Annotated in this window: 20 protein-coding genes; all 20 read left to right on the plus strand. The window is 54.1% G+C overall.

Annotated elements, in window-relative coordinates; genetic code table 11:
* Positions 1 to 9: 9 nt before the first annotated feature.
* Complete coding sequence (locus BN2762_RS15145; RefSeq protein WP_055110092.1) at positions 10 to 735, plus strand: demethylmenaquinone methyltransferase; 726 nt, start codon at positions 10 to 12, stop codon at positions 733 to 735.
* The gene (locus BN2762_RS15150; protein ID WP_055107766.1) at positions 728 to 1,600 is read left to right on the plus strand and encodes a UbiA-like polyprenyltransferase; all 873 of its coding nucleotides are present in this window, start codon (positions 728 to 730) and stop codon (positions 1,598 to 1,600) included. Before BN2762_RS15145 ends, BN2762_RS15150 begins: the two co-directional genes overlap by 8 nt.
* A complete protein-coding gene (locus BN2762_RS15155; RefSeq protein WP_055107767.1) occupies positions 1,600 to 2,226 on the plus strand; it encodes a UbiX family flavin prenyltransferase in 627 nt (208 codons plus the stop codon). Before BN2762_RS15150 ends, BN2762_RS15155 begins: the two co-directional genes overlap by 1 nt.
* Positions 2,207 to 3,073, plus strand: coding sequence for a menaquinone biosynthetic enzyme MqnA/MqnD family protein (locus BN2762_RS15160; protein ID WP_055107768.1), 867 nt, complete (start codon positions 2,207 to 2,209; stop codon positions 3,071 to 3,073). The genes BN2762_RS15155 and BN2762_RS15160 overlap by 20 nt, the downstream gene beginning before the upstream one ends.
* On the plus strand, positions 3,070 to 4,044 hold the full coding sequence (locus BN2762_RS15165; protein WP_055110094.1) for a polyprenyl synthetase family protein: 975 nt from the start codon (positions 3,070 to 3,072) through the stop codon (positions 4,042 to 4,044). Before BN2762_RS15160 ends, BN2762_RS15165 begins: the two co-directional genes overlap by 4 nt.
* Positions 4,045 to 4,181: 137 nt before the next feature.
* Positions 4,182 to 4,625 (plus strand): nucleoside-diphosphate kinase, encoded by a 444-nt coding sequence (gene ndk / locus BN2762_RS15170; RefSeq protein WP_055107769.1) that lies wholly within the window; start codon positions 4,182 to 4,184, stop codon positions 4,623 to 4,625.
* Entirely contained in the window at positions 4,616 to 5,446 is an 831-nt protein-coding gene (locus BN2762_RS15175; RefSeq protein ID WP_055107770.1) for a CheR family methyltransferase, read from the plus strand. Before ndk ends, BN2762_RS15175 begins: the two co-directional genes overlap by 10 nt.
* A gap of 60 nt (positions 5,447 to 5,506) precedes the next feature.
* Positions 5,507 to 5,677: a hypothetical protein gene (locus tag BN2762_RS27320; protein WP_187386536.1), complete on the plus strand. Its 171-nt coding sequence runs from the start codon at positions 5,507 to 5,509 to the stop codon at positions 5,675 to 5,677.
* 203 nt (positions 5,678 to 5,880) lie between these two features.
* Positions 5,881 to 6,984 (plus strand): 3-dehydroquinate synthase, encoded by a 1,104-nt coding sequence (aroB, locus tag BN2762_RS15180; protein WP_055107771.1) that lies wholly within the window; start codon positions 5,881 to 5,883, stop codon positions 6,982 to 6,984.
* Positions 6,977 to 7,351 carry a chorismate mutase gene (aroH, locus tag BN2762_RS15185; RefSeq protein WP_055107772.1) on the plus strand — a complete coding sequence of 125 codons (375 nt, stop codon included), beginning with the start codon at positions 6,977 to 6,979 and terminating at the stop codon, positions 7,349 to 7,351. The genes aroB and aroH overlap by 8 nt, the downstream gene beginning before the upstream one ends.
* A 404-nt stretch (positions 7,352 to 7,755) precedes the next feature.
* Positions 7,756 to 9,309, plus strand: coding sequence for an anthranilate synthase component I (gene trpE / locus BN2762_RS15190; protein ID WP_055107773.1), 1,554 nt, complete (start codon positions 7,756 to 7,758; stop codon positions 9,307 to 9,309).
* A gap of 25 nt (positions 9,310 to 9,334) precedes the next feature.
* The gene (trpD, locus tag BN2762_RS15195; protein WP_055107774.1) at positions 9,335 to 10,375 is read left to right on the plus strand and encodes an anthranilate phosphoribosyltransferase; all 1,041 of its coding nucleotides are present in this window, start codon (positions 9,335 to 9,337) and stop codon (positions 10,373 to 10,375) included.
* Entirely contained in the window at positions 10,365 to 11,168 is an 804-nt protein-coding gene (gene trpC / locus BN2762_RS15200) for an indole-3-glycerol phosphate synthase TrpC (RefSeq protein ID WP_055107775.1), read from the plus strand. Before trpD ends, trpC begins: the two co-directional genes overlap by 11 nt.
* A gap of 30 nt (positions 11,169 to 11,198) precedes the next feature.
* Positions 11,199 to 11,867 carry a phosphoribosylanthranilate isomerase gene (locus tag BN2762_RS15205; RefSeq protein WP_055107776.1) on the plus strand — a complete coding sequence of 223 codons (669 nt, stop codon included), beginning with the start codon at positions 11,199 to 11,201 and terminating at the stop codon, positions 11,865 to 11,867.
* Positions 11,864 to 13,063, plus strand: coding sequence for a tryptophan synthase subunit beta (trpB, locus tag BN2762_RS15210; protein WP_055107777.1), 1,200 nt, complete (start codon positions 11,864 to 11,866; stop codon positions 13,061 to 13,063). The genes BN2762_RS15205 and trpB overlap by 4 nt, the downstream gene beginning before the upstream one ends.
* Positions 13,060 to 13,881: a tryptophan synthase subunit alpha gene (gene trpA / locus BN2762_RS15215; protein ID WP_055107778.1), complete on the plus strand. Its 822-nt coding sequence runs from the start codon at positions 13,060 to 13,062 to the stop codon at positions 13,879 to 13,881. The genes trpB and trpA overlap by 4 nt, the downstream gene beginning before the upstream one ends.
* 27 nt (positions 13,882 to 13,908) lie before the next feature.
* A complete protein-coding gene (hisC, locus tag BN2762_RS15220) occupies positions 13,909 to 15,006 on the plus strand; it encodes a histidinol-phosphate transaminase (RefSeq protein WP_055107779.1) in 1,098 nt (365 codons plus the stop codon).
* A 52-nt stretch (positions 15,007 to 15,058) separates the two neighbouring features.
* A complete protein-coding gene (locus tag BN2762_RS15225) occupies positions 15,059 to 16,159 on the plus strand; it encodes a prephenate dehydrogenase (protein ID WP_055107780.1) in 1,101 nt (366 codons plus the stop codon).
* Positions 16,160 to 16,604: 445 nt separating this feature from the next.
* Positions 16,605 to 17,198, plus strand: coding sequence for an RNA polymerase sigma factor (locus BN2762_RS15230; protein ID WP_055107781.1), 594 nt, complete (start codon positions 16,605 to 16,607; stop codon positions 17,196 to 17,198).
* On the plus strand, positions 17,195 to 17,797 hold the full coding sequence (locus BN2762_RS15235) for an anti-sigma factor (protein ID WP_055107782.1): 603 nt from the start codon (positions 17,195 to 17,197) through the stop codon (positions 17,795 to 17,797). Before BN2762_RS15230 ends, BN2762_RS15235 begins: the two co-directional genes overlap by 4 nt.
* Positions 17,798 to 17,811: the final 14 nt, after the last annotated feature.

Genomic DNA, 17,811 nt, shown 5'->3' on the forward strand with positions numbered 1-17,811 from the left:
ACAGACATTATGAGTAATACGACTTCAGAGCCGAAGGAGCAATTTGTTCATTCGGTATTCGAGAGCATTGCTCCGAAGTATGACAGGATGAACGATATTATCAGCTTCCGTCGGCATAAAGCCTGGCGCAAATTTACAATGGCCAAGATGAAGATGTCTCCGGAGGATACGGCGATTGACCTTTGCTGCGGGACTTGCGATTGGACGATCAGCATGGCTCAGACCAGCGGCGGACACATTACCGGCCTGGATTTCAGTGAGAACATGCTGCAGTTCGGCCGCCGCAAGGTCGTCGAGAGCGGGCTGGAGGATCGGATTACACTCGTCCAGGGGAATGCGATGGCGCTTCCATTCGAGGACAATACTTTTCATTATGCCACCATCGGCTTTGGTCTTCGCAACGTGCCGGACCTGCACCAGGTGCTTCGTGAAATGAAGCGGGTGGTCAAGCCGGGGGGGATGGTCGTCTGCCTGGAGTTGTCCAAGCCGACCTGGCAGCCGTTTAAGGGCATTTACTATTTTTATTTTAATAAGGTGCTGCCGCTGCTCGGCAAGCTGTTTGCTAAACGTTATGAGCAGTATAAATGGCTTCCCGACTCGCTTACAGCGTTCCCGGGCAGGGAGGAGCTGGCGCAAATCTTCCGTGACATCGGACTGAAGAACGTTGAAGCGTATCCTTTAACGGGCGGAGTTGTCGCCTTACATATCGGAACGAAGGAGACGCCTTATGTTTAGAAAAGCCGTTATTTTTTTGCAGATGATCAAATTTGAACATACCGTATTTGCCCTGCCCTTTGCCTTCATGGGCTCACTGCTCGGCTCGGTGATGATACATCAGAAGCTTCCGTCCTGGGAGCAGATCGGCTGGGTGCTGCTGGCGATGTTTGGCGCGAGAAGCGCGGCCATGGGACTCAACCGGCTCATCGACCGGGTGAGTGACAAGAAGAATCCCCGTACGGCCAATCGGGCGATTCCGGCCGGACTGCTGAAGATCGGCGAGGTCATAGTATTCATTATCGTCTCGTTCGCTTTGCTGTTCTGGGCGGCGGCCGAGCTGGATCCGCTGGCGATGAAGCTGCTGCCGATTGCCGTCATCATGCTGGTGCTGTACTCCTATACGAAGCGCTTCACCTGGCTCTGCCATGTCGTGCTGGGCTTAACGATCGCGCTGGCTCCGCTGGGCGGCTGGGTGGCTGTTACGGGCAAGGTGGACCTCACCGCCATGATCCTGTTCGCCACGGTGACGTTTTGGGTGGCTGGATTCGATATCGTCTATGCCTGCCAGGACGTAGAGTTCGACAAGAAGGAAGGGCTGTATTCCATTCCGGCTCGCTTCGGGGTTGCGGCCTCTTTGAAGATTGCCCAAGCCTTTCATATCATCACGGCTGCCGGCTTTATCGCCCTGCTGCTGCTCAGCGATCTGGGCTGGTGGTACATCGCCGGAATGATCATCGCTTATCTGATTCTATTCTACGAGCATTACATTGTATCGCCGGGTGATCTCAGCCGGCTGCAGACCTCCTTCTTCCTGATGAACGGCGTCCTGAGCATCGTGGTATTTTCGTTCACCCTGATCGATTTGGTGGTGCGGCACCATTGATGTCCAGCAGCGCAAAGAGACGTGGGATGGTCGTCGGAATTACGGGTGCCAGCGGTTCAGTTTACGGTGTCAAACTGGTCGAGTCCCTGCTAGGGCTGGGATTCGACGTGCACCTCGTTATCACGAATGCCGGCTGGAGAGTTATGAAGGAGGAACTGGGCTGGAATACATCGGATCGCGAAGCGGTGCTTCGCGAGCGTTTTGCAGGCTTCCCGGGGCAATACATCTATCACCCGATCGCCGATATCGGGGCATCGATCGCGAGCGGTTCTTATTTGGTGGACGGCATGATCGTCATGCCGTGCTCCATGGGCACCCTGTCGGGCATCGCACACGGAGCGTCCGATAATCTGCTTACCCGCGCGGCGGACGTCATGCTGAAGGAGGGGCGGCCGCTCGTTCTGGTTCCGCGGGAAACGCCGCTGCATGCGATACATCTCGAGAACATGCTGAAGCTGGCCCGGCTTGGAGTGCGAATCGTTCCAGCCATGCCGGCATTTTATTTCGGGCCGCAGAGCATCGATGATCTGGTCTCTTTCTTGGTTGGTAAAGTACTCGACACCTTACGAATTGAACATAATCTGTTTACCAGATGGGGGGAGCAAAGTGAAGAGCAGCAACCATGACGACGTGCGGATTGGACGGATAAAATACAGCAACGTCTGGCCCGTATTTCATTATTTCAATACGGAAAGCCTGCCTGGCAGCGCCCGCCTCGTGACGGAGGTTCCCTCTCTGCTGAACCGGGGAATGCTGAACGGATCGCTCGATATCGCACCGGTCTCCTCGTTCGCCTTCGGGCTGGGCTGGGAACGGCTCTGCCTGCTTCCGGGCCTTTCCGTAAGCTCGGACGGCCCCGTGAATTCCATTCTCCTATTCTCACGGAAGCCGCCGGAGCAGATCGGCAGCGGCGTGATTGCCCTGACGAACACCTCCGCGACCTCTGTGAATCTCCTCAAGATTATTATGGAGAAGGCCTATGGCGGCAAACCGACCTATTGGGACAGCGAGCCGAATCTGGATGCAATGATGGAGAAGAGCGACGCAGCGCTCCTGATCGGGGATCATGCTATTGAGGCCTCATGGCGGAAGCATGATTATATCTTGACGGATTTAGGGGAAGTCTGGAAAAGATGGACAGGGTATGGAATGACCTTCGCGGTCTGGGCCGTGCAGAAAGCCTTCGCCGAGCAGAATCCCGTCTTCCTGTCCCGCGTATGCTCCTCCTTTGAGGAAAGCAAGCGCCGCAGCCTGAACGATTTAAGTCCGCTCGTGGATCAGGCCTGCCGGCAAATCGGCGGAACCTCGCGGTATTGGCGCCATTATTTTAATAATTTATGCTATGATTTTAACGAGGAACAGCAGGCTGGATTAGCTCTATACTTCACTTACGCTCGGGAGCTGGGACTTCTTGAGCATGAGGTAAGATTGGATATATGGAGCGACAATACGTTGATACGGGTGAAAGAATGAAACTAATGGATATTTTCGGTACATTGAAGAAAGATATGGACTTCATCGAACGGCAGTTGTACCGGAGCATCGAGGGCGATGAGGAATTGCTGAACGAAACCTCGCTCCATCTTCTGAAGGCAGGGGGCAAACGGCTGCGTCCGATCTTTGTGCTGCTGGGCGGCAAATTCGGCACGTATGATCTGGACCGGCTGCAGTACGTGGCCGTGCCGCTGGAGCTGATCCACTCGGCATCGCTCGTGCATGACGATGTGATCGACGATGCAGGAACGCGGCGGGGCAAGCCGACGGTCAAAGCGAAGTGGGACAATAAAATCGCGATGTATACGGGCGATTATATTTATGCCAAAGCCTTGATGCTGGCCACCCAACTGGCTGATCCGGAGGTCCACCGGATTTTATCCAAGGCGCTGGTGCAAATGTCGATCGGCGAAATGGAGCAAATTCGCGATTTCTTCAATACCGAGCAATCGGTCCGCCATTATTTGCTGCGGATTCGCCGCAAGACCGCCCTGCTGATCGCCATCAGCTGCCAGCTTGGGGCGGTGGTTGCCGGGGCGTCAGCCCGGACGAGCTCGCTGCTCTACCGGTATGGCTACAACATCGGCATGGCCTTCCAGATTCGCGATGATCTTCTGGATTTGTGCGGAACGGAGAAGAGCATCGGCAAGCCGCCGGGCAGCGATATGCGCCAAGGAAATATTACTCTTCCGGTAATATATACGCTCGCCGATAGCGGGCTGCGGAAGCCGCTGCTTCAAGCGATTGATGGAATTCGGAGCGGGAAGGGCGAGGATCACATCGCCGAGGCGATTCAGATCATCAAGTCCGGCCCTGGCATCGCCCGCGCCGAGCGATTGGCGGAGACCTTTACCGAGAAGGCGCTGAATGCCCTGGATCAGCTTCCGGAGAACAAGGCCAGAACCCATTTGAAGGAGATTGCTCTATTCGTCAATAAACGTTCCTACTAAGGCGGCCGTTTCCTTGCGAACGTGAATTTTGTGGTACCCATACTCCCTTTTTTCTGGTAAAATACGCTGTAGTCGCAGCTTAAAAAATTTAATAAAAGTCGAAGCAATCTATGTAACGACATTATGGGAGGTAAACCATGGAACGGACATTTTTGATGGTCAAGCCGGATGGGGTTCAGCGTGGTTTGGTAGGCAGAATCGTTAGCCGCTTTGAAGACAAGGGACTGAAGCTGATTGCCGGGAAGTTTGTACAGGTTACGGAAGAGCAGGCTAAGCGCCATTATGCCGAGCATGAAGGCAAGCCCTTCTTTGAGAGCCTGGTGCGCTTTATTACGTCGGGTCCCGTATTTGCAATGGTATGGCAGGGAGACGATGTCATCGCGTTATCCCGGATGGTCATCGGCAAAACTCAGGTGACGGAGGCTCTGCCGGGAACGATCCGCGGGGATTTCGCCGCTCACACACCGTTTAATCTTATCCATGGTTCCGACGGCTTGGAGAGCGCAGAACGGGAGATCGCCAATTTCTTCGAGCCTCATGAAATACTTCATTATTCCAGAAGCATTGATCCATGGATATGAGAGAGCTGATCAGCGATCCAGTTCGCCTGAATCAAGACGGCGCTCCCGATCCGGACTATTTGGGATTTATCCGAAATGTCAAACAGCTGACGGGAATCGATTTGGCGCAGTACAAAGAGGCTCAGATGAAACGGCGCCTAACTACGCTTCGAAATAAGAACGGATATCCGACCTTCGCGTCATTTTTCTCAGCGATGACGTCAGATAAGAAATTATTTTACGAGTTTCTGGACAAAATGACGATCAACGTGTCCGAGTTCTGGAGAAATCCGAACCGCTGGGAGACGCTGCGTGACAATGTGCTGCCTGAGCTGGCGGCCGGCAAATCCCGGCTTCGGGTATGGAGCGCAGCCTGCTCGACCGGGGAGGAACCGTACACGCTGGCGATGATTCTGAACGATCATGGACTTTTGCAGAATACATATTTGCTGGCTACCGACATTGATGACGGGGCGCTTGCGAAGGCCGCTGAGGGGCTATACCTCGAGCGGTCGCTCAAGGATGTGCCGCCTGATGTGGCTAACCGGTATTTTACTCCAGACGGCGTGATGTACCGCTTCGATCCCAAGCTGAAGAAGGCGGTTACATTTAAGAAGCAGAATATGCTGCTTGACGAATTCGAGGATGGCTTCGATCTGATCGTCTGCCGCAACGTGATGATCTATTTCACGGAAGAAGCGAAGCAGAAGCTGTATCACCGATTTGCGAAAGCGCTTCGCCCGGGCGGCATACTGTTCGTGGGCAGCACAGAACAGATCTTCTCACCGGGCAACTACGGTTTGGAAGCCTCGGAAACTTTTTTCTATCGCAAAAAGGAATGATGTATATTCATGCGAGTCTTGCCCGATACTTGGAATATCCAATGTCGTGGGGGGTAAGTCATGGATAAGAGAAAAGTGATCGATGCCTATCGCCGGGGGTTCCTGACGCCTCAGGAGTGCGCGCAAGTGCTCGGCGTGGAACGCGGCCAGTTGAACGGGCTGCTGGATTTGCCCGCGGATTCACGGCGAATTGCCGCTGCATCGGCGAACAACCGGCCGGCTTCGAGCTAGCCGGCTAGTGGATATCATCAGACGCACCGCAGTTGCTGCTTCAGCGCAGTAGCGGCGGTGCGTTTTTACAAATATAAGGATGGGCCATTCGTCCGTCAGCGGCTTTCTTGTCAAAAGGAAAGAACGTATACTATAATTAGCAAAGATATGTTCGGATTTTAGCTCTTTACAGTTTAGCAGTTTAAAGGGGGAACGCATCATTGATGAGAACATTAACGGTAGATTTAGAGGATCGCTCGTATCCTATTTATATTGGCGAAGGCTTGCTGAATAAGTCGGGAGAGTACTTCCTGCAGCATCAACTGACGACGAAGAGCCCCGTGCTGATCGTATCCGACGAGAATATTGCCCCGAGATATTTGCAGACTGTGGAGCAGTCGCTGCAGGCGAGCGGATATCGTACAGTAAGCTCTGTGGTGAAGGCTGGCGAGAAGTCAAAATCGCTGGAGGTATTCGAAGAGGTGATGACGGCGGCGATCGAGGGCGGGCTGGACCGCAAATCGACTGTCGTCGCCCTCGGCGGCGGTGTCGTCGGGGATTTGGCAGGGTTTGTTGCGGCAAGCTTCATGCGCGGCGTACATTTTGTGCAGATGCCGACAACCATCCTGGCGCATGACAGCAGCGTCGGCGGCAAAGTGGCCGTCAATCACCGCTTGGCCAAGAACATGATCGGCGCATTTCATCAGCCGACCATGGTGCTTTACGATGTAGACACGCTGCAGACCCTGCCGGAACGCGATGTTCGCGCCGGCCTGTCCGAAATGATCAAGCACGGCTTGATCTGGGATGATAAATTTGCATCCTGGTGCCGGGATAATGCGGAGCGGCTGCTGGCGCTGGACCGTGAAGCGCTCACGCACGGGCTTACAGAGGGCTGCTCCATCAAAGCCAAGGTCGTCTCGGCCGATGAGACGGAGCAGGGCTTGCGTGCAATCCTTAACCTGGGCCATACAATTGGCCATGCGCTCGAGGCCATTGGCGGGTATGGCGAGTTTCTGCACGGCGAGGCCATCTCGATCGGGATGGCGGCTTCGGCCCTGCTTGCCGTCAATCGGGGCAGAGACCGTTCGATCTACGACGAGACGACTGCCTTGCTGAGCAAATTCGGCTTGCCGACTGCGATTCCAGCGCATTTGAACGATGAGGATATCATATCGGCGATGCTCCACGACAAGAAATTCAAAGAGAACAAAATCGTCTTCGTGCTGCCCGTCCGTATTGGAGAGGTAGAAATCGTATCCGACATGACGTTGGACGAAGTACGCAAGGTGATCAAACAATTGAAAGGGGAAGGGCAGCATGTATAATCGGGGGATTCGGGGAGCCACGACGGTTACCCGCAATGAGGAAACGGAAATTTTACAGGAAACGGCTGTGCTTCTGAAGGAAATCGTTGCTCGAAATGAAATCGAGCCGGAGGATATCTGCAGCGTATGGATTACCGTGACGGCTGATTTGGACGCTACATTCCCTGCGCGCGCCATTCGCGTGCTGAAGGGCTGGGAGCTGGTTCCGTTAATGTGCTCGACGGAAATTCCGGTCAAAGGCAGCCTGCCGATGTGCATTCGCCTGCTGATTCAAGTGAATACGAATAAGAGTCAGCGCGAAATGAAGCATGTGTACTTGAATGAGGCGAAGAGCTTGCGCCCGGATCTGGCGGCATCAGGCTCCTAAAATATTTTTCGCAACAGATGGTTGCCAACGAACGAGGAATCATGTATATTTGATTACAGAATTTAGTCTTGTTAGTGATTTATGAGCTGAGTAGAGTTTTTAGATGAGCAGAGCAGAGCTGAGTTACAGTATTCCTGAGCATAGACATGAGAACATAAGTCGTGGATTTGGACGCCTTGTAGGATGGGCTGGCCTTGCGCCTGCTGTTTATCATCAATTGAGGCCGCTGCAATCCATAAGCTGACTTGTTGTTGCTTGTGCGATTCATGGGATCTGTGTAGCCATATGTGACTTGCGAATCTAAGCCAACCTCTACTTCGGTAGAGGTTTTTTTATTTTATTCGACAACTAGAACCCATCACAGCTTGCAGCATCATAATGTTGAGGAGAAGGAAGTGAAGGACATGACAACCGCGCATGTTGAAGAGGTAATCAAACTGGCTAAGCAATACAATTTAATTCCGATCGTACGTCCGCTGCTGGCTGACATGGAGACGCCAATCCGCATTTTTCGCCGGGTTGCCCAGCGGGAACAGGCATTTTTGCTGGAAAGTGTAGAAGGGGGAATTCAATGGGCCAGATATTCCTTCATCGGTACCGATCCTTTCATGATGGTCAAGGCGAAGAAGGGCAAGGTGGTTGTTGAGCGCGCGGGCGAGCAGACGGAGCTTCCCGGCAAGCCGCTGGAGGAGCTAAAGGCCATCCTGCGGAAATACCGCAGCCCGAAGCTGCCGGAAATGCCGCCGTTTACGGGCGGGGCAATCGGATTCTTCGGATACGATTTGCTGCAGTATTACGAGAAGCTCCCGGCCCATCAAGTCGACGACATGAACATGCAGGATATTCAATTTATGTTCTGCGACCGGGTGATCGTCTTCGATCATGTGAAGCAGAATATTCTGCTGGTGGCAAACGTCCACGTTCAGGATGGCGATAGCGACGAGGATATCCGCCATACCTACGGGCAGGCGCAGCAGGCTCTGGATGAAATGGCGGATCTGCTGCTGGATGAAGGTCCGGGCGAGCGGCTTAACCGCCGGCCGGTTCCCGTCGACGTGGAGCTGGGAGAGATTCAGTCAAACATGACCAAGCAGCAGTACCTCGAGATGGTGGAGAAAGGCAAGGAGTACATCCGGGCTGGCGATATTTTTCAGGTGGTGCTGTCCCAGCGCTTCCATATCGAGACGGAGGTCGATCCGCTTCATGTCTACCGTGTGCTGCGTACGATGAATCCTTCCCCGTATATGTATTATTTGAAAATGGGCGAGGAGATCATCGTCGGCACCTCCCCCGAGGCGCTCGTTAAGGTGGAGGGCGACCGCGTGGAGACGCGGCCCATCGCCGGAACTCGGCCAAGAGGCGCGACGACGGAGGAGGACCTGGCGCTGGAGGCGGATTTGCTGCAGGACGAGAAGGAGCGCGCCGAGCATGTGATGCTGGTCGATCTGGGACGGAACGACCTTGGACGCGTATCTGAATTCGGCACGGTGAAATGTGAGAACTACATGGACATCGAGCGTTATTCCCACGTTATGCATATGGTGTCCAAAGTATCCGGCAAGCTGCGGGACGACAAGGACTTTTTCGACGCCTTCATCTCCTGCCTTCCGGCGGGCACGGTGTCAGGCGCTCCGAAGTTGCGGGCGATGGAAATTATCGCGGAGCTGGAGCGGGAGGCCCGCGGCACTTATGCCGGGGCGATCGGCTACCTCGGCTTCTCCGGAAATATGGACTCCTGCATTACGATTCGGACGATCGTCTTCAAGAACGGCAAGGCCTATGTGCAGGCCGGGGGCGGAGTTGTCTGGGATTCGCTGCCGGAGAATGAATATCAGGAATCCATGAATAAAGCGAAGGCGTTGCTGAAGGCGATTCGAACGGCCGAGGCGATGTTCCCGTCCGAATCGGGCGACGAAGCGGTCATTAACCAGGATTATTTGTATGAATATACCCCTTGAATAAAGGGATGAGGAGGAAGGGACTATGAGCGGACAGGAAATGCTGCAATCGGTGCTTCACCGTTTGATACAAGGTCAGAATTTGAAGCGGGAGGAAGCGCGAAGCGTGATGGAAATGCTGATGAACGGCGAAATGACGAACGCCCAGATCGGCGGGCTCCTGACGGCGCTTCGGATCAAGGGGGAGACGGTTGACGAAATCGCCGGGTTTGCAGAGGTGATGCGCAGTCACGCGAACCGGCTGCACACGGAAACGAAGCAGCTGCTGGATACTTGCGGTACCGGGGGCTCCGGCATCCACAAATTCAACATTTCTACAACCTCGGCCATCGTAGCCTCATCGGTCTCTGTCCGGGTAGCCAAGCACGGCAACCGTTCGGCCTCAGGGCGTGCCGGAAGTGCGGATGTACTAGAAGCGCTCGGGGTCAACATCCACCTCAGCGCGGATCAGGCGAAGCATTGCCTGGACGACATCGGCATCTGCTTTCTCTTTGCCCAGCTGTATCATCCATCGATGAAATACGCTGCGGCTCCGCGCAAGGAGCTGGGCGTACGGACCGTATTCAATATGCTTGGCCCGCTGACCAATCCGGCGGGAGCGGATCGTCAAGTGCTGGGCATCTATGATCGGGAGAAGACGGAGACCGTCGCCGAAGTGATGCGGGAGCTCGGTCTGAAGCGGGCGCTTGTCGTGACGAGCTATGAAGGTCTCGACGAGATCAGCATCTCTTCCGGGACACGCATTTCGGAGCTGAGAAATGGAACGGTGACGACCTATGATGTGCATCCAAGCGATCTCGGACTCGGAACCTATCCGCTGAGCGAGATGATGGGCGGCGATCCGGCTACGAACGCGGACATCATTCGCCGCGTGCTGCAGGGAGAGAAGGGCGCTTACCGGGATGTTGTGCTGGCCAATGCCGGTGCATGCATCTATGTATCCGGCCTTGCGGACAGCATTCGCGAGGGCGTCGTCATCGCCGCAGAATCGATCGACTCGGGCAAAGCTTATGGTAAACTGGAGGAGCTTATTAAAACAACGGAGGCACTTAGCTATGTATCTTGATAAAATAGTAGAAACGAAACGTCAGGAAGTTGCAGCGCTAGCCGAACATTTCTCGCAAAAGGAAGCTGAGCGGATGATCTCCGGCATGAGTCCGACCAGGGGCTTTCACCGCGCACTGGCGGAAGGTAGAAATCGGGCAATGGGGCTGATTGCCGAGGTGAAGAAGGCATCGCCCTCCAAGGGCTTGATTCGCGCGGATTTCCATCCGGTAGAAATTGCCCGCAGCTATGAGGAGGCCGGAGCGGACTGCATTTCCGTCCTTACGGATGAGGCTTATTTCCAAGGGAGCGGCGAATATTTGCAGGCCATTCGCGAGGCGGTGCAGCTGCCGCTGCTGCGCAAAGACTTCATTATCGATGAGCGTCAAATTTATGAAGCAAGGCTGCTTGGGGCAGATGCCGTCCTGCTCATCGCCGCGATTCTGGATGATGCCCAGCTGCAGGATTATTTGCAGCTCGCAGCCTCGCTCGGGCTCGACTCTTTGGTAGAGGTTCATGATCATACCGAGCTGGATCGCGTCCTTAGACTGGGGAACGCAGAACTGATCGGCATCAACAACCGCAATTTGAAGACGTTCGAGACGACGCTGCAGGTGACGGCGGAGCTGGCTAAGCAGATGCCCTCCGGCATTACGCTCATTAGCGAGAGCGGCATTCAGACCGCGGAGGATATTCAATTCCTGGCGGATTGCGGCGCTAAAGGCGTTTTGATCGGCGAGACCTTCATGCGGCAGCCGGATGTAAAGCAGGCGGTTTATGACGTCATGGGCTCACTGAACCGGGTTGGACGTTAATTTTTGTCAGGGAGAGGAGCCTGTTAGAAAATGAGCAGCACAGCGGTAAAAATCTGTGGACTTCAATCCGTTGAAGTGCTAAAATCTATGGTACACTTACCTATAGATTATATTGGCTTTGTATTCGCCAAGAGCAAGCGTCAGGTAAGCGGGGCTGAGGCTGCTGAATTGATTCCTATACTTCAGGATTGGATGACGGGAACGGCGCCGGCAAGCGTCGGCGTGTTCGTTAATCCGACTCTACCGGAGCTTTCGCGAATATTGGCGGAAGCTCCTCTCGATATAATACAGCTGCACGGCTCGGAGACGCCTGATTTCTGCCGGGAAGTGAGGCAAGCGTTCGGGGTGAAGATATTTAAAGCCCTGTCGGTTAAGGATGATGGTTCGATCCATCATGAACGTCCCTTGGCTGGTTACGAAGAAGCCATAGACGGTCTGCTTCTGGATACGTACGATCCGCTCTATGGCGGGGGATCTGGCAAGACCTTCGCCTGGGAGAGAGCGGAGCCCTACAAGGCGTGGGCGAATCAGCACCAGATCGAGTTCCTGGCGGCAGGCGGACTCCATCCCGGCAATGTGGGGGAGCTGATCGGCTGCCTTGCACCGGATGGCGTGGATGTGTCCAGCGGCGTAGAGACTGACGGAGTAAAGGATATAGTTAAAATTACAGCATTCGTGGAGAGGGTGAAAGGGAAATGACGCAAGTACCTGACGAACAGGGGCGCTTTGGTCCCTTTGGCGGCCGATATGTGCCGGAGACATTAATGAACGCGCTCATCGAACTGGAGGAATCATACCGTAAATATGAGGATGACCCGGATTTTCTGGAGGATATCCGCTATTTACTGAAGCAATATTCTGGCCGGGAAACCCCGCTTTATTATGCCAAGCGGCTGACGGAGCATCTCGGCGGGGCGAAAATCTATTTGAAGCGTGAGGACTTGAACCATACCGGAGCCCATAAAATCAATAATGCGATCGGGCAAGCCCTGCTGGCCAAGCGGATGGGCAAGAACAAGGTCATCGCGGAGACGGGCGCGGGGCAGCATGGCGTAGCTACTGCGACGGTAGCTGCTTTGCTCGGGCTGGAATGCAAGGTCTTCATGGGCGAGGAGGATACGAAGCGCCAGCAGCTGAACGTATTCCGGATGAAGCTGCTTGGAGCTGAGGTCGTTCCTGTCACCTCCGGTACGCGGACGTTGAAGGACGCCTGCAACGAGGCGCTGCGCTACTGGGTGAGCAATGTGCAGGATACGTTCTATATTCTCGGCTCGGCTACAGGTCCGCATCCGTACCCGATGATGGTCCGGAATTTCCAGCGGATTATCGGTGACGAGACGCGCCGCCAGATTGTCGAAGCGGAAGGGCGGCTTCCGGATATGCTGGTCGCTGCGGTAGGCGGCGGCAGCAATGCCATCGGCATGTTCTATCCGTTCGTGGAGGATAAGTCCGTTCAATTGGTCGGCGTAGAGGCAGCCGGCCGGGGAGTGGATACCGAGCATCACGCGGCAACAATGACCAAGGGAACAAGGGGCGTATTCCAAGGCTCGATGAGCTATTTGCTGCAGGATGAGCACGGTCAAGTGCTGCCTGCACACTCCATTTCGGCTGGCCTGGATTATCCCGGCGTCGGACCGGAGCATTCGTATTTGAAGGATATTGAGCGGGCTCAGTACGTGCCGATCACGGACGCAGAGGCGCTGGATGCCTTAGGGCTCTTAAGCCGTACGGAGGGCATCATTCCCGCGCTGGAATCGGCGCATGCCGTGGCTCAGGTTGTGAAGCTGGCACCCGGGATGAGCAAGGACAAGATTATCGTCATCTGCCTGTCAGGGCGCGGAGATAAGGATGTCGAGTCGATCATGGCTTACACGGAAGGAGCGAAGCAATTATGAAGGCAGCGGCATTAAATAGCTTGGATGTGACTTTCGAACGACTTCGGGCCGAAGGCAAGACAGCGCTGATGCCCTTTATTACGGTTGGCGATCCGGATCCGGCTACGACAGTGGACATTCTCGTTGCCCTGCAGGAGGCAGGGGCTGACATTGTGGAGCTGGGCGTTCCGTACTCGGACCCATTGGCCGACGGACCTGTCATTCAGCGCGCTTCCGAGCGCGCGCTTGTTCATCACATTACGATCGATACGTGCCTCGACGCTGCGCGTAAAGCCAAGCAACGCGGCGTGACGATGCCGTTCGTGTTATTTACTTATTACAATCCTGCCCTCCAAATCGGTCTTGAGCGGTTCTTCGCTATGCTGCAGGAGGCAGAGATTAGCGGCCTTATTATTCCTGATCTGCCTTTTGAGGAATCCGGCGAGGTGCTTGCCATGGCGGATGCGGCCAATATCAGGCTTGTCCCGCTCGTAGCACCTACATCTAACGATCGGATTGCCCGGATTATGTCATCGGCGCGCGGTTTTATTTACTGCGTCTCGTCACTGGGCGTTACCGGGGAGAGAACATCGTTCTACGAGGGCGTGGAACAGTTCATAAATACGGTTAAGTCGGAAACGGAACTGCCCGTAGCGATCGGTTTCGGCATATCCAGCCGGGAGCAGGTGCGCCGTTTCTCGGAAATTTGCGACGGGGTGGTTATAGGCAGTGCGATCGTGCGCAAAATCGAGGAATCCATACCCCTCCTGCAGAATCCAGCAACGAAATCGCAAGGCTTATTGCAAATTCGCGACTTTGTGGCACAATTAAAATCATAGCTTTTTACTCAAGGAGGAACTTAACTGATGCTGCCAAAATCCCGAATAGTCAACCTTCCTGTCTACCAGCCAGGCAAGCCGGCTGAAGAAGTAAAGAAGGAACTAGGCCTTAAGGAAGTCATTAAGCTGGCTTCCAATGAAAATCCATTCGGCTGCTCTCCGCGTGTGCGCGCGGCGATTGAAGCAGAGCTTGCCAATATTACGCAGTACCCTGACGGGAGCTCCGCGGAGCTGACCGAGGCGCTTGCAGAGCATTTGGGCGTAAGCAAGGAACAAATCATCTTCGGCTGCGGCTCGGATGAAGTCATCGCTCTGATCTGCCGTGCCTTCCTGCTGCCGGGGGATGAGACGGTCATGGCGGATCAGACCTTCTCCGTCTACAATACGAATTCGCGGATTGAAGGTGCGGAGATTATCGAGGTCCCGCTGCAGGACGGCACGCATGATCTTGAAGGGATGCTGGCCAAGGTCGGCGAGAAGACCAAGATCGTGTGGATCTGCAATCCCAACAATCCGACGGGTACCATCGTCACGGACGACGCATTGCGCTCGTTCCTCGACCGCGTCCCGGACCATGTTCTCGTTGTGCTTGATGAGGCATACGCGGAGTATGTGACCGATGCATCCTATCCGGACGGAATCAGCCTGCTCGGCAGTTATTCTAACGTAATCGTCCTGCGGACCTTCTCGAAGATCTACGGCCTTGCTTCCTTGCGGATCGGTTATGGCGTCGGCCAGCCGGAGGTTATTCAGTTAATCAATCGCGTCCGCGAGCCGTTCAATACGTCCCGTTTTGGCCAGGCTGCCGCCAAGGCATCCATCGCTGACCATGAGTTCGTGAAGGAATGCCGGGAGAAGAATGCCGAAGGCATTCAATTTTTAAGCGCAGAGTTTGATCGCTTAGGCCTTGCTTATTTTCCGGCACATGGCAATTTCATGCTGGTTCAGGTCAACAGACCGGGCGGGGAGGTATTCCAGGAGCTGATGAAGCTGGGCGTCATCATTCGTTCGGGCTTCGGCAAATATCCGGATTATATTCGCGTCACCGTTGGAAGCAAAGAGCAGAATGCTAAATTCATCGCCGCTCTGGAACAGGTGCTGAAGATCGGCCAGGTACAGGCCTAGCTCTCGAAGAAGCATATATTAAATCCAAATCGTAGAAATTGAGTGAGAATTCATGTCCATCAAAGTAGCTATTTTCGGAGTAGGATTAATCGGCGGTTCGCTGGCGCTTTGCCTCAAGGGCAAACCCGGCTTAACCGTCGTTGGGCATAGCCACCGCCCTGAATCTCAACGAAGAATCCTGGATCGCGGCGTCGCAGACGCCGTGACTCTATCCATGGAAGAAGCGGCGTGCGACGCCGATTTTATTTTTTTATGCGTTCCTGTGGGCAATCTTGAGCCGTATTTGCAGAAATTAAGCGAGCTGCCGCTTAAGGAGGGCTGCATCATTACGGACGTCGGCAGCACGAAAGCGTCGGTGGCGGCGTGTGCGGCGAGGTTGAGCCGTCCAGGCGTTCATTTCATCGGCGGCCATCCGATGGCCGGCTCCGAGCGGTCCGGGGTCGAGGCTGCTTCTACGCTGTTGTTTGAGAATGCGTATTATGTGCTGACCCCTTCGGAGGACGTTCCTGAGGAAGCATACGTGAGGCTGGAGGAGCTGCTTGCTCATACGAAGGCGCAAATCGTCCGGGTAGATCCGGTGCTGCATGATGAGATCGTCGGTGCAATCAGTCATTTGCCGCATATTATTGCGGTTGCGCTCGTAAATCAAGTCCGGTCATACAACAACGCGGATGAAGGCGGCTTGTACCGGATGCTGGCTGCTGGCGGATTTCGGGATATTACGCGAATCGCCTCCAGCGACCCGGTCATATGGCGTGATATCCTTCTAAGCAACCGGGACATTTTGCTCAAGCTGCTGAAGGATTGGAACCGCGAAATCGAGGATTTCATCCATCTGCTGGAATCGCGGGATGGAGAAGGCATCGAGGCGGCTTTCGCTACCGCCAATCAATTCCGCAGCGAGCTGCCGGAGCGGCGCAAAGGCGCAATTACCTCCCTGTACGATATTTATATCGATGTGCCCGATCATCCCGGCATCATAGGGCAAATTGCGACCCAGCTCGGCGATCAGCACATCAATCTCAGCAATATGCAAATTATCGAAAGCCGGGAGGATGTACCGGGAGTCATGCGCTTATCGTTCCGCCAGGAGCCTGAAATGGAGCGGGCGAAGCAGCTCTTGCAGTCTTTGGATTATAAAGTTTACGTTTAGGCGGAGGGTGCAGGGCACCCCCGCAAAAATGTAAATGAAAGCGATTAAAAAATAGTGTTGACAAAATGAAAACGTATACAATATAATAAGAGTACAGTATGGTTTCTCTCCACTCCTATCCAATAACTGTTGCTCTAAATTGAGCAGTGGCCACTTTACGAAGTGGCCTTTTTTTTTGCTCTCTAAATAAATAGCAGATTTATGCAACAATTTCTCCGCTGCTTACGTTTATAGATTAGTTGGCAGTTACATAAGGCTTATTTTTCAAATTAAAATTCTATGGTATAATATTCAAGGATTGTATGAACGCCTGCTAAAACAGAAATAATTTGGTTTTTTAAAAAAATAGCTTAGAAACCGCAACTTTTTGGATCCTGTTCGGTAATAAAGAGAAGAGAGTCGAACGGGAAGAAGCACATGGATGGGCGAGGAGGATCGCACTCAAATGACGGATTCCCAAATGATTCGTGAAATTAAGGAAGGCAATACGGAGCTGTATTCTGAGCTGATGCGGAGATACCAGCGCAAGATATTGGCCTTCATCTACCACATGTTGAAGAGCGCTCATATGGAGCTGCTCGCAGAAGATTTATGCTCGGAAACGTTCTATAAAGCATTTCGGAGCCTGCACTCCTTCCGCGAAGTGGATGCATCGTTCTCTACGTGGCTGTACACCATCGCGAGAAACACCGTACTGAGCGAGCTGCGGAAGCAGCGCGCCGGAAGCGTTCCGCTGGAAGAGAGCGGCGTTGTTCCGGTTGCGCCTAACGAGCTTGCGCCGGAGCAGGCGATACTGCGGAGCGAGAAGGTTGGCATGGTGCGCGAAGCGATTAACAACCTGCCGGAGAAGCAGAGGTCGGCGCTCATCCTTCGGGAGTACGACCAGCTGGATTATCAGGAGATTGCCAACGTGCTCGGACAGAGCGTAAGCGCGGTGAAATCCTTGTTGTTTCGTGCACGAAGCAGTGTGAAAAGTCAGCTTGAACCCTACTTTTATGAACAGATTTACGAGCCGTATGAAGGGATGAAAAGCAGATGAATTGTAGAGAAGCCCAAGAGCTGTTCGGATTAATATCTGATTTACCGGACGATCATCCCCAGCGTAAGATGCTGGAATGGCATGTTTTGGGCTGCGAATACTGTGCGGCTGAATATTCCGTATGGCAAGAGAGCGTGGATATTATTCAGGAACTGCCGGTAGAGGTCTCCGCCGAGGAGGCCGAGCGGGTGAACCGCAGAGTCATGGATCGAATTTATGCGGAATCGCCTTGGCTTGCACCTGGCGGCGAGCATAGCAAGATCACCAACCGGATCAGGCGGCGCGTCTCGCTGTGGTCTGCCTGCTTCCTGGCCGTATTCTTGTGCAGTGTACTCGTATTCCTGATCGGCGGTTACGGCAAGGACAGCGATTCGATCAGTCCGGCCACTGGAGTGCTCCAGCCGGTTGTCATTACGGAGGATATGGGCCATTCCTCGGAGCTGCCTATATTGGATCTATCCACCGTTTCACGGGGAGTCGTCGAGCCTTTCGTGGTCCAGATGGGGCCTGCATATCCACAGTATTGGATGGTCCTGTCCATGGCAGGAATGGTCCTGGCGCTAGTATCATATAGTGGCATACGCCGGGCAAGAAGATAATTGAACGTTTCAAG

Source organism: Paenibacillus ihumii, from assembly GCF_001403875.1.
GTDB classification, from domain to species: Bacteria; Bacillota; Bacilli; order Paenibacillales; family Paenibacillaceae; genus Fontibacillus; species Fontibacillus ihumii.